Source organism: bacterium (assembly GCA_035549195.1).
Taxonomy (GTDB): domain Bacteria; phylum Oederibacteriota; class Muellerivitia; order Muellerivitales; family Muellerivitaceae; genus DASZRK01.
This window is the reverse complement of sequence record DASZRK010000036.1, coordinates 34,455-47,975: the sequence shown is the minus strand read 5'-3', so window position 1 is coordinate 47,975 and position 13,521 is coordinate 34,455. Positions and strand designations below refer to the sequence as shown.

The 13,521-nt window shown below is 57.4% G+C and carries 5 protein-coding genes; all 5 read right to left on the bottom strand.

Annotated features, from left to right (window positions below; genetic code table 11):
• The coding region (locus VHE12_07915) for a hypothetical protein (GenBank protein HVZ80710.1) at positions 1-271 on the bottom strand (271 nt) is incomplete at its 3' end.
• A 73-nt stretch (positions 272-344) separates the two neighbouring features.
• A complete protein-coding gene (locus VHE12_07910) occupies positions 345-5,576 on the bottom strand; it encodes a hypothetical protein (GenBank protein ID HVZ80709.1) in 5,232 nt (1,743 codons plus the stop codon).
• A gap of 250 nt (positions 5,577-5,826) precedes the next feature.
• On the bottom strand, positions 5,827-10,806 hold the full coding sequence (locus VHE12_07905) for a protease pro-enzyme activation domain-containing protein (GenBank protein HVZ80708.1): 4,980 nt from the start codon (positions 10,804-10,806) through the stop codon (positions 5,827-5,829).
• Between the two features lie 191 nt (positions 10,807-10,997).
• Entirely contained in the window at positions 10,998-12,164 is a 1,167-nt protein-coding gene (locus tag VHE12_07900) for an NHL repeat-containing protein (protein HVZ80707.1), read from the bottom strand.
• Positions 12,165-12,189: 25 nt separating this feature from the next.
• Positions 12,190-13,515 carry a tetratricopeptide repeat protein gene (locus tag VHE12_07895; protein ID HVZ80706.1) on the bottom strand — a complete coding sequence of 442 codons (1,326 nt, stop codon included), beginning with the start codon at positions 13,513-13,515 and terminating at the stop codon, positions 12,190-12,192.
• Positions 13,516-13,521: the final 6 nt, after the last annotated feature.

The following is a 13,521-nucleotide window of genomic DNA, read 5'->3' as shown; positions in this document are numbered from 1 at the left end:
GCTTCTTCAAGGCCCGGACGGTCCGGGCGATCCCACGGATCTTCGGGATGAGATGCAGGCTCCTCTCCAGGTCCCGTACCCGCCAACCCGTCATTTTTTTCGTGACCCTTTTCGCCAGGGTCAGGTGGTCCATCCGGTCCTTCAACCATTCCTGTTCCAGGTATTCGAAAAAGGCCTCGTCCCCGGCCCGGCGGAAGAGGAACCGGGTGGTGGAAATGCCATAGGTAAGGGTCCCGTCGAGGTCGAAGAGGATGAGCCGGGTGGGGCGCAAAAGAAAAGGCCTTTCAGTTGTCGCTGAAAGGCCTCATTAAAGGATAGTTTTTTGGGATTTCAAGCGCAAAGGTCTAGTGGAGGACGACCACCTTTCCTTTGGCGGTCTTGATGAGGCTCCCTTCCTGGGCGCTGATGGCGTAGAGATAGAGACCGCTGGCCACGGGGCTCCCGTTCTGATTGTCCAAAACCCATGACAGACTGTTAGTGCCCGCTTGCCCCTGGATATCCCGGGCGAGGACCTTTTCCCCGGAAAGGTCGAAGAGGACCCAATGGATGGTGGAGGCCTGTTCCAATCTCACCAGGAACTTCACCTCTTCCCCATCCCGCGAGATGTTCGGCGCCGCCATGGCGAACGGGACCCTTTCCCGGTCGGATCCGGCGGTCGGGGTGGAGGTCGCCTTATCCTGGTCCCCGAGGACCATGGCCATCATCGAGCCACCATTGGGCGTGCAGGTCGGCAAAGGCCGGCAGGCGGGGGGTATCCCTCCTGAAGCGGTCACCAGGTTCCCCCTCAAGTAGACCGCATAATGCAGGTCGTTGGTATAGGTCGTTCCGCCCCCTACTCCACAGGGGCTGTACCATATGGAACTATTGGCGAAATTGGACCAATTGGACAAGTGCAGGGCGGTCTGGATATTGGCCCAAGTCACCCCGGCGGCCAGGGTCCGACTGTCGGTCGTCGATAGGGTGACCTCCCAATCGGCTTGATGGGTGCCGTCGGGTCCGCAGGCCGGGGAGAAGCTCAGCGTATGGACGGCCACTCCGGATACGGCCGTACAAGTGGAACCAAAACAACCGCCATAGTTGACCGCTCCCACCAATCCTTGTCCGGAAACATCGTCCACCCAGAATTTGATGGAGATGTCCGAAAGGGTGACCGGCGCGGTCCCCTTGTTGATGACCTCGAATTTTTCCATGGACTGGTTGCCGCCGCAGCTGCTGAATTCCATCAGTTGTAGGTTCGCCGTACTGGTCCCGCATCCGGTCCCTGATGTAGGGGTCGAGGTCTTCGTGGGAGTGTTGGTCCGGGTCGGCGTCCCCGTCCGGGTGGGTGTCTGGGTCCTGGTAGGGGTCGGAGTGATCGTTCCCGTATTGGTCCGGGTCGCGGTCAGGGTAGGGGTCCGGGTGAAGGTCGAAGTGGCGGTTTTAGTGAAAGTGCCGGTAACGGTGAAAGTGGCGGTCGGTGTCACGGTGAAGGTCCCGGTCGGCGTATAGGAAGGGGTCGGAGTTTGGGTGAAGCTTGGGGTGGGAGTGAAGGTCGCGGTCCAGGTGTCGGTGAACGTGGGGGTCGCGGTCGATGTAAAAGTGACCGTCGGGGTGAAAGTGAACGTACCGGTCGGGCTCGAAGTAGCGGTATCGGTCCAGGTATCCGTCGCACTGTCCGTGGGAGTGGCGGTGAAGACATGGGTCGAGGTATCGGTCGGCGTGTCGGTCGGGGTCCAGGTGGACGTGTTGGTGAAGGTCCAGGTCGAAGTGTCGGTCGGGGTATCGGTGGGCGAATCGGTAGCGCTGGCCGTGAAGGTCCAGGTCGAAGTGGAGGTATCCGTCGGCGTGGACGTTCCCGTCCATGTGTCGGTCGGGCTGGCCGTAGGGCTATAGGTCGAGGTGGGGGTCGGCGAGGGGGTGGCCGTCCGGGTGGAGGTCGGCGTGCAGGAGGCCGTGGGGGTGGAGGTGCCGTAGGCGGGTTCGCTGAGACATCCTCCAAAAACCTTCACCACGCGGTTCACCGAGCTGGCGTCGGCCAAATAGACATTACCGGACGCGTCCACCCCGACTCCGAAGGGGCTTCCAAAACCGCTCTTTTGATAATTGGATTGGAAGGTCCCGTCCGGGCCCCAAACCACGAAGGCCTGGTTGGCGTAGTCGGCCACGTAGATGTTCCCCGCCAGGTCGGTGGTCAGCTCCTGCGGCGTGTTGAGGGCGACCGAATTACCCGTCAGGACCGTGGCTTGGTCGTAATTGTTCGAACCGGTGGTGGATTCCCGGTACATCACCACGCGGTTATGGAGGGAATCGGCCACGAAAAGCCGTGGCCCTACCTTGGCGATGCCCGTGGGCGTGTTCAAGGCGGTCCCGCCCAGGGTCAGGATGACCTTGGTGTAGGTGGGGATCCCGCCGCAGGTCGCAGGCGCCCCATAGACATAGCGCACCAGGGAGTTGGTGCTGGCGGTGGCGGTAAGGTAAAGGTCCCCATTGCCGTCCACGAAAACGTCCCGGACAGTCCCAAGTCCATCGGTGGAACCAATGGTCGCCAGGACGGTCCCCGAGACCGGGTCCACCTTCTGGAGATTGCCCGTACTGTAATTGGCCACATAGAGGTTCCCGTCCCCGCCCAGGTTGATCCCTTGGGGTGACCCGAATTGGTTGCCCGCGCCGACCGTCCCCGTGAGGGCACCAGTGGTCAGGTCGAACTTGCGCACGCTGTTGTTGTCCGCCACATAACCCAGGCCCCGGCCGTAGTCGATCGCGATCCCACGGGCGACGGAGAGGCTGTTGGGGGTCTGGGTCCAAACAATGGTGCCACAAGCCAGGACAGGGCTGTTCGTGGGGGTCGGGGTCCAGGACCCCGTGGGTGTGGGTGAGGCCGTGGAGGTGAAGGTCGAGGTCCATGTCGAAGTAGGGGTCGGGGTCCAACTCGGCGTCGGGCTGGCCGTCGACGTGGGGGTCAATGTCGGTGTGGGGGAGAAGGAGGGCGTGTCGGTCGGTAAGGTCCCGGTGAAGGTGGACGTGGAGGTGGCGGTCGGGGTTGGGGTATGGGTCGAGGTTCCGGTAGGCGTGGGAGTGAAGCTGGAGGTGGGGGTCGAAGTGGGGCCCGGGGTACCGAAAGGATGCTGATAGATCAAGACCCGGTTCCGGTTCAGTTCGGTCACGTAAAGGTTGTCCTGATCATCGAAGACCGAGGCAAAGGATTGGGGACCATAATCGTTCAAATGGCCGACCGGATTGTCACCGGCGCCGGGGATATCGGGGGTCCCGGCGGGCCTCACACCGTTCAAGGGGTTTTGAATGATGACCGGGGGATATCCCCCGCTGGCCTGGCTGTTCGTCCCCACGACCATGACCGAATCGTCGGATTTGAAGGCGGGTTTCCAGAAGGATTTGTCGTAAAGGGTGGAGCCATAGGTCGTAAAGCTTCCCCCGGTCCCATAGACCCCGTCGGCCGGGATGGCGAAAACACAGCTGGGATTGTTCGCCGGGATCGATTTGGCGTCGTACCTCAATAGGCGTAAGTTCCCGAAGAATTCGAGCATATGATCCGATACGAAGAGGTCCCCGTGATGGTCCATGGCCAATTGTCCCGGGAAATTCAACGTGGAGGCGCTGGGGGAACCATTGCAAGGGGAGGAGGTGGCGACCCCATTGCAGTTGGCAGGGATAGGGCCCGACCCCGGGTCCGGTTGTCCCAGGATCACGTCCACGCAGGGACCGGGCTGGCCATTACAACCCAAGGTCTGGCCCCAGGGGTCGCGGATACGCATCACCCGGCTGTGCGGACTGTCGGCGATCCACAGGTTCCCCGCTTCGTCGGCGGTCAGTCCGGCGAGGCTGGTCCAGGGCACGGTGACGGTCTTCCCTAGGACCGGCAAGGGGGATGCGAGGGTCCGGACCGGGGAGGTTTCGGCCGCTCCTGGGAGCGGCAAGGGAAGACTATAGGCTTCCACCCGGGTCGGATTGGTGGCGTTCAGGGTCCAGAGGGCCGTCCCATTGGCGTCCAGGGCCAATTCCCCGAACCCCGCCGAATAGGAGGAATTGAAGACATAGGGCTGGCTGGTGCCCGCGTAACCGTCCTCGGGCTGGCCGTTGGAGAGCGCGGTCGGGTCCCCATTGGGCATGTTCCAAAAATGCAGGCGGATCCCGTCCGCCGCGATCAGTTGGGTCACTCCCGCCGCGGGAAGCGGTGCCACGAGAACCCCGTCCGGCACATAGAAACCAACGTCCCCGATCTTGTTCTGGGTGTTATTGGCACCGGTGGGCTGCTGGAAGATCGAGAGATCGTAGTTGTTGCTCCCCGCGGGATAGCGCAAAACTCCCATGCCCCGGTAATTGCTGATGTAAAGGTTCCCCACCCCATCGATGCCGGGAGAGGCCAGGCACTCGGGCGTATTGATGGTCCGGGTGGTGGTATAGGAAAAAGCGGGCCATGTCACCTGATAACGGAACATCTTGAACTGGAGATGGTCGATCACCCACAACCCCACCTGGGAGGTGTTGTTCATGGCGGGATCGATCTCGATCCCCATGGGGCCTGTGGAGCCGGAGACCACGATCTTTTGGGTGGCGCCATGGTTCGCGTAGACCGGGACCCCGGAACCGTCCGTTCCTGTCGGCTGGAAGATGGTCAACCGGCCATAGTAATTATTGGATTCCACCACATAGACATTGCCCGAATAGTCCACCCTCAACGCCAGCGGGTCGTTGAGGATCGGGAGGCTGGTGAGGTTGTTGACATTGGTATTGGTCCCGTTGGAGTTGAAATTGGCCTGGCCCAAAACCACGTCGGCCGTATGGGACGGGAGGCCACTTACGTTCGGGAAACGAAGGACCCTCTGGTTCTGGGAATCGGCCACCCACAGGTTCCCCCAACGGTCCAAGGCCACCCCCGCCCCGTATTGGGGGAGACCGCCCTCATCCCCATAGATCGTCGGGAAAAAACCGAGGTTCTGGTTCGTGGGCGTGGAAGGATTGTTGGCTCCCCCGTTGTCATAGGCCTGATAGTCGAATCGCTCGTTCCCGGACCCGTCCAACTGGCCCCAAACGTGGGAGGCCGTTTGGTGGGTGGAGAGGGGGTAATCGAACCGAAGGATCCGGTTGTTGATGTAATCCGGCACATAAAGGTTGCCAGCCGCGTCATTGTCCATATTGGCGGTGGACCAAGCCTCGGCGGGAGATTGGAGCATGTAACCCTGACCGCAAAAGCAGGAAGCGTTCGGGAGGACCGGGGGACTATGGAAACCGTTCGGGCTGTTGGACCAAAGGAAATCCTGCCAGAAAGAGTCGCCATTGCAGGAGGAATGGTTGAAATCGGGCTGGCCCAGGACCATATCGGCGCCCTGGTCGTTCCCCGCCGAACTGAGGTTATGGACAGCCAAGAGGCGGTTGTTGCCCGAATCCCAAAGGTAAAGGGTGTTGTGGGCGATGTCCACGTGGACGCTGGTGGGATTGTAGAGGTTCCGGGCGTTGGTTTCGTTGAACTTGGTCTCGGTGAAATCCGGCTGGCCAAGGATACGGTCGGCCCAAAGATCGCCCGATACCCCGCGGGGCGGGGTGGCGAAAGCCGGGGCGGTCAAAAACACCAAGAGCAATATTCCGCCCGTGGCGAGAGAGCCACGGCCCTTGGGGGAGGAGGAACGTTCGATTGGGAAGATACCCGATTTCAAGGAATACCTTTGGCTGATAAATAAAGCTCGATCGATTTGGTTTTGTCCTATTACCAGTGCCGGAGACCCGGCTTTATTCCGTTAAATATTTTTAAATAGAGGCCTTCGGGTTTCACCCTAAACAAGAAAGCCCCCGGTCTTGGCCGGGGGCTCCCGTTGGATCCTACCCTTTCGGTCAATGCAGGACCGCTACCTTGCCCTTCTTGACCTGAACCGTCTCGCCATCGTTTGCTTCCAGGATGAAGAGATAAAGGCCGCTGGCCACCGAGCTTCCCTGTTGGTTGTCCAATCCCCAGTTCAGGGTGTTCCAGCCAGATTCCCCCCGGAGGGTCTCCGAGAAGATCGTTTCCCCGGAGATGGCCAGAAGTGTCAAGTCGATCCGGGCCGGCTTCTCCAGATTCACGAGGAACTTGATGGGTTCCCCATTCCTCGAAACATTGGGAGCTACGACGACAAAATCATTTCTGTTTGGTGTGGATGTGGGCGTCGCCGTGGCCGTTTCTCTTCCATCCGGGACAAAAGTTGGAGTAGCGGTCGGATGCAGGTCCAGTGTAGAACTGTCCGCCCCTTCTTCCCCACCATCTCCGATTCCTTCACGAATTGCCGGAGAGGGCGTGCCTCCCGAATTCGCGGTACAAGCTATGTATTTTTTGACTTGATTAGAAACTTCACTTCCCGTGTAAACCCTTCTCCAGCTATCCACCGCGATGCCCGTACGTCCCGTATTGGGGCAGCTATCGATGACAGAACCCAAGGTCCCGGTGTGGTTCCCATAATTGAACACCCGATAGGTGCCGTCCGTGCACATGACATAAAGATGACCCGCGTAATCGGTGGCCATGAGCCGCGGTTGGAAGCCGGTCGCAACTCGCGCTAATGTGATGGATGAATCCGGATTGTAGGCTCGTGTCCCGACTCCGGTCTCGATCCAGCGTTGGATACGACTGTTCCCGGTATCCGCAATATAAACCACATCCTTGCCGGATAAGGCACCTCGAAGCACGACCACACCCTCAGGATTCCAAAGGTCGGAGATCCCGCTCATGTGATCAATGCCATTCCCCAATTTCGAGGTATAACTAAAGGTGCTGTTGATCGATGGACGATCAAAGCGTTGAACTCTGTCTCCTTCTTCGGAGACAAAGCATATGAGTCCATCGCTACTGACCCAGATCCCTTTCGGGTTCTGGAATTTTCCATTCCCTGTCCCTGATCCGCCAAAAGTCGAACCCGGAACCAATTGGCCGATCGAGGGATCATAGATAGAAACCTGATTTTGAAGATACTCCGCCAGATACAACAATCCTTGACCATCCAAGGTGATGCCAAATGGATTGGTCTGAGTAGCCAGGAACGCCCCAGGAATTCCTGTATTGCGATTGACGATCTGGATCCCACCAGCATTCGTCGTCGCCCCTCGTAAGGCGATATAAGCATCGGTTGCCCCTACGACGATCCCGAATGGTTGGGAAAGGCTCAATATCCCGCTGGTTCCCCAAGCCGTATCCAATGAGCAACAATTACTGCCAGGCGCGGGAGCCGTGGGTGGAGCCGGGAACGTACAGGCCAGGTATTTCTTGACCACCTTGCTTGTGTCATTCCCGCCATAAACCCTGCCCCAATCGTCCACCGCAATTCCGACCGAACCCGTGGTCGTACAGGTATAGATGGGATCGCCCCATGTGGAATTGTGGTTCCCATAATTGTAGACACGATAAGTGCCATCGGTGCCCATCACGAAGATATGACCCGCGTTATCCGTGGTCATAAGACGCGGCTGATACCCAGAAGCCACCGTCATCACCGCTTGGTAAGAGTGGCTATTGGCCGTGGTCTCAACCCACTTCTGGATCCGGTTGTTGCCCGTATCCGCTATATAAACCACGTCCCGCCCGCCCAGTGTAGCCACATCTTCGAACACCACGATCCCTTCCGGATTCGTGAATTTGTCCATAGTGGTCCCGAATGAACCAAAAACCACCGGCGCCGCCGTGAAATCGACCGTCGTCGAGGGGCGTTCGAATCTTTGAACCCGGTCATCCTCCCCGGCGACAAAAGCAACCAGACCCGCACCGTTCACCCAGATCCCACGTGGATTGGATGAGCCCCCAGTACTGAAGGATGCGCCGACTTTTTGACCTATGGCCGGGTCAAATATCGACACCTGGCTTTGGTCGTGCTCTGCCAGATAAAGCAGACCTTGGTTGTCCCGCGCGATCCCATAAGGATTGGAGGTTGTCGCGATGAACCCACCTGCAATGCCTGTATACCGGTTGACGATTTCGATACCGCCTAAAGCGCCTCCTGTACCATACATGACCATATAAGCGTCTTGGGGCCCGACCGCCAACCCATATTCAGGTCCCTTACCAAGACTGGTCAGATTCAAGCTACCACTGGTTCCCCAAGCCGTATCCAATGAGCAACAGTTGCTACCAGGCGCAGGAGCCGTGGGTGGAGCTGGAAAAGCGCAAACCGTGATCTTCTTGACAATCTTGGTCGTATCGTTCCCCGCGTAGATCATCCCCCAATTGTCCACCGCAATTCCTAAGGATCCGGACGAAGGGCAGGTATAGACGGGCGCGCCCCAAGTGGTCCCGTGGGTCCCATAATTAAAGACACGAAGGGTGTTGTCGGTTCCGACCAAAAAGATATGACCCATGTTATCCGTGGTCATGAGTCTAGGTTGGAACCCCGATGCCACGGTCATGACGAATTGATACGAATGGCTGTTTGCGGCGGTTTCGACCCACTTCTGGATCCGGCTGTTCCCCGTATCCGCCACATAAACCACATCCCGCCCTCCCAGCGAAGCCACATCTTCGAACACAACGATTCCCTCGGGATTTCTAAATTGATCGCTTCCACTTCCTTCGGTCGTCCCTAAGGTTGCCGAAGAAACCGTAAAGTTGGCACTTATGGAAGAGCGTTCAAAGCGGTGGACTTGATCGTCTTCACCAGTAACAAAAACCACCAATCCCGCATTGTTCACCCAAATGCCACGGGGGTTCGCTAATATCCCGCCCCCAAAAGAGGCACCGACTTTCAAACCCGAGACCGGATTAAATACGGAAGCTTGACCTTGATCATGTTCCGCGATGTACAACGATCCGTTTCCATCCTGGGCGATCCCAAATGGATTTGAGGTGGTTGGGATGAAATTCATGGTTGCTCCATTACACCGATTGACAACCTGGATTCCACCGCCACCATTGGTCGTGCCATACATGGCAAAATAGGCATATTGCGAGTCCACGACGATCCCCAATTCTGAGCCTAGGTTCAACGCACTAAAATTCAAGGATCCGGCCGTACCCCAGACCGTATCTAACTGACAGCAGTTGGGTCCCGGTACAGGCTGAGTACAAACAGGGATTGGAGTCGGGGTATTGGTAAAGGTGGGAGTGAAGGTGGGGGTGAAGGTGGGGGTAGGAGTAGGGGTAATCAACAAGTCATTTATCAGATTACATTTTGGGCTACCCAACCCCGTTGCCAAGTCGTAGCCAACGACCGCTGGATAATGCGTGGATGTTCCGTTATTACTGCCATCGGCGATGTCATGGAAGTCGTTGCTATAACTGGCTGGCACAGAAGCCAAGGCGTAAAGAGTCGGGTTAAAGAACCCCACAGGGGCTAATGCCACCGCAGCTCTCTTTTGGTTGACCAATGCCGTGAACCCGGCCCAAAGGGGGGCAGCGCAGCTTGTGCCACCTTCGTTATACAGGCCCCCATTGTTTGCCGTCACAAAGACATTGTCCGCAGTCATGGAGACGTCAGGCACATTACGGTGGAGGGTCGAACCGTAGTTGCTTGTCATCGAAATCCATGTTTGATAGGAAGGGATCGAAAGGCTCGTCATGATCCCACCACCGCTTCCGATGCCACCACCCCAGTTCCAGGTGGTTTCTGAAGAATAGGCCGCTCCAGAGCCGGTCATGGAAAGGGTGGTTCCTCCGACCAATGTCGTATAAAGCCCATCCCTGTTATCCACTGGGTCCGATGAATAGGCATCAGAATCGCCTGAAGCTTGGAAAAAAGATTGCCCTTGTACGGACATTTGCAGAAGCGCATTGGAAATGGTCGAATCCAGGAACCACCCCCAGGAACTGCTGACCTGATTCGCTTGAGGAACCCCGGCAGGTGGATTCGCCAAATTGACGAAAAGGCTGTCCCATCCCGCCGGAGTAGGGGGAGCTACATAAACATATATATTGGCCGATGGGGCCATGGACACTTGCATCTCAATATCGAGGCTTTGTTCATCGGTACTTGCCCCTGGTGCTCCCGTCGATCCGCCACACAAAACATTGATCGGAACATTGCTGGGAATGCCTGCAAAGCTTTCGTAGTTGGCGATATCGGAAGCGTAGTAGCCTTCCAATTGAATTGATGCAATATTTTGACCGCTACCGGTGAGAGATGGAAGACATGTTGGGTTCGAAAGGTAGGCATTCCGAAAATCACTTCCGATATAAGTTCCGGAAATTCCAGATCCCGCAAAAACCGTGGGGCCATTGGATGTTTTCCCACTCAAAGCACCACGCGGCATGGATGCAGACAGAACTGACTTAATATTCAAAAAATTCTTGGGTTGGGCGTAATTCTCCAAACCCGATATATGGGACAACGGCACGTCCAAGTCTATGGAGGGTTCGGCATCCGGAGCTCGAAATTGACTTCCATCAGATCTGCGAAAATGACGCAATTTGACATGAAACATCTTTTGGATCGCTTGGACGGTTCCATTTACTTCCAACAAGGTGCGGCCAGAATGAATTCCTGTCACTGAAAGGCCTTGAGCTTTGACAAAATCTACAACGGATCGATAATCCGATTCCGTCGGGCCAAAAAATGCCGTGAATTGTTCTTGGGTTAAGAAATGATGGTATTCTGGGCTTTTAGGGTCGTATAAATTCCTCAACAATTGATGCAAAACTTCCTGATTTCTTAAAGGTAATCCAATTCCCAGATCCAAACTTTCCGTAATGGGAACATCGCCTACAAGGGAGGCGTTCTGCATTTCACGGGGCAAATGTCCTTGCAACTGTTGTCGGCCTGAAGCCCACACGGATTGATCCAGCATAAAAAATAATAAAAAAAGCGCCAGACACATGGCCTTTTTAGATGATCCACTGCCATCCATTATCCAGGACATAAATACCTCGCTTTAAAATGTCTCCGTTCAATATCCTTCGTTCTCTTGTGTAAACCAACGCTTGAATATTCCAAAAAAAATACAACTGATCGAATATCTTCACCTAAACGAAAGAAAACGTCTTTTATTGTGCAATTTAGCTGGTTGTACTTCTTCGAAACTGTCGGCGGGTAAACAAAGGAGTCCGAGTTCTAGTGCAATACAATAAATTTTTTCGGACCCAGTTTTTCTTCCCGGCCCGAATCGTAATGGAGGGTGACCATATAGAAATAAACACCGGACCTGAATCCTGCGACAGAAATTGGGCTAATTTGGGTGCCGGATAGCTTCTGCTCCGTCACCCGGGTCACGATCTCGGCCTTTTCGTTCCAGACCCTCAGGTCCATCCGGCCCGGCTCGGCCATTTCATAGGAAACGGTGGCTTGGTCCCCCCGGACGGGTGATGGATATATGAAGAAATTCCCGGTCACGGGGTGGGGTGTGGGCGTATAGCCAGGATCACATCCCTGCAACAAAGTCACCGCCGATCCATTGATCTCGCTGACAAAGACGTTGCCCAGCCCATTGACGGCGATGCCGGCGGCCCCATTCGGCACCGGACAAGTGGTCCGAGCGCCTCCCAAACCATTTGGGAAGGTATTGAGCCTTTGGGTGCTGGCCGCTTCGGTCACGTAAAATTGACCGCTTGTGTCCGTATGGATGAAATAGGGAAAGTCGAAAGAATAGGTGGCGGCCGCTGAATAGGCGCTGGAAGCGTCAAAGACCACCACCCGGTTATTGACCGTATCGGCCACATAGACCATGTTCCCTTTTTTCTCCAATCCCGTGGGGGTATTCAAGCCTGTCCCGAAGGTCACAGCGGCCGAATAGGAAGTACCGGCGCCGTCATAGCGGTAGATATGGCCGTATTGGCTCGCGATGAAGACGGATTGGCTCACGCCCTGGTCTTCGACCCAGATGCCGCGCGGAAGATCGTAGGGCCACAGGTTGATGATGGTCGCGGAAAAGGAGAGGCCGGAACTGAATTTCTCGACGACATAATTGCTGTAATCCGCCACATACACGTTGCCTTGGTCGTCCAGGGCCACATCCTGGAGCTGGTTGAACCCACCGCCGCTCCAGGTATTGAAGGCCGTGACCGGCGCTCCCGCTTCCGTATAGACCCTCAAATAATTGTTCAGCCGGTCCGTCACGTAAAGCCGGTCCCGGGCCGGGTCGATCGCCATCCCAGCGGGCCCGTTCAAGCCCGAGATCTGGGTCAACCCCATGCAGCAGTCGGGGGTCGGGGTCTGGGCCAAGGCCGCGCCGGCCCATCCCAAGCCCATGCCGAGCACCAAGGCAAGTCTTCGATGGATCATGAGGGAACTCCCGGGTCCGATCGTGTCATGGCGCCAACTTGTACTTTTGGAGCCAATCGGCCAACCTCGTGTTGTCCGGCTGTAACTGCAGGACCTTTTCGAAACATGCCACGGCCTTTTCCTTCTGCTTGGATCCGCGATAGGCGTTCCCCAAATTCCACCAAGCGTTCGGGTCTTTGGGCGACATTTCGACCGCCCTCTCCAGGGAAGCCAGGTCCCCCGGCGCCGTCCCAGCGCCGGGGGTCGGAGTTTCATCGTCGGGCATATCGAACTGGACCACCAGGGAATCTTTGGGTAGTTCGCCCGCAGGCACCGGCGACGCCTGGCCTTGAGCGGTGGATTTGGACGTCAACGGGGCCGCTGGGGCCGCAGGAATGGGCGGGACCGGTGTCCCCTCTTGGGCTCGAGACTGGACCGACGGGACCAAGGGAACGCTCACGGGCGGCTGGGTTGGAGCGGCGTGAAGGGCCATGACAGCAGGCCCCTTCTTTTCGTCCTTCTCCTTGTCGGACCCTGGAAGGCCGGCCCTTCCCGCACCCGCGGACCCCGAGGACCCCAGATAGTAGCCCAAGCCGATACGATGGGCGATCCCCAGGTCCCCATAGGGGAGGAAAGCATAATCCAAGACAAGGTCACCGAAGTGGACCCCGACCCCCGCCGTCAAACCCGACAACCCATTGAGTTGGGGATCGGTCAATGGGAACTGGTAGCCCGCTCGCAGGAACAAATGATGCTGGTAACCGAACTCCGCACCGGCTTTCAGTCGGCTTTCCCCCCGGGATTCCCAGGACCCGCTCAGGGCCATCAAAAGGCCGTTGGCCCTGTCCAGGGCCAGGTCCTCGGATAGTCCCAACTCCAGGGACCCCGAGGGGCCGCTTCCGGTGGAAAACCAGGCCAGGTCGAGGTAGGAAACACCGGCCCGGAAACCCTGGGGGCCCTTCCATAAAAGACCGGCGCTGGAAACAAGTTCATTGGAGCCTTCCCCGGCATAGGTGTTCCGGGCGCCCTGGAGGGAAAGTCCCACCGCCAAGCCCTGCGCCACTTCCACACCCGCCCCAGCCCCCAGGCTCATTCGATCGGCCCCATAGGGACTGGTCAAGGAGCCTAGTCCATCCCGTCCTTCGAAGGTCCCATAATCCAGGTAGGAAGTCGAGAAGGCCAAGCCTCCCGAACCCGGCAGGGGGAATCCGGCGATGAACCGTTCCTGCAAGGTCCCCACCAACCCCAGATCGCTGTTGAACGAAAGTTGATCCTGGTCGAGGAACCCCAACCCGCCCGGATTGAACAGCAAGGCCGTGGCGTCGTCCGCGATGCCGGTGAAGGCCGCCCCCAGGGCCGAAACCCTGGCCAAGCCGGC

What these genes read in the sequence shown, in the direction of transcription:
- VHE12_07905 (HVZ80708.1), bottom strand. Translation starts at nt 10,806, where the DNA reads ATGTCCTGGATAATGGATGGCAGTGGATCATCTAAAAAGGCCATGTGT.
- VHE12_07900 (HVZ80707.1), bottom strand. Translation starts at nt 12,164, where the DNA reads ATGATCCATCGAAGACTTGCCTTGGTGCTCGGCATGGGCTTGGGATGG.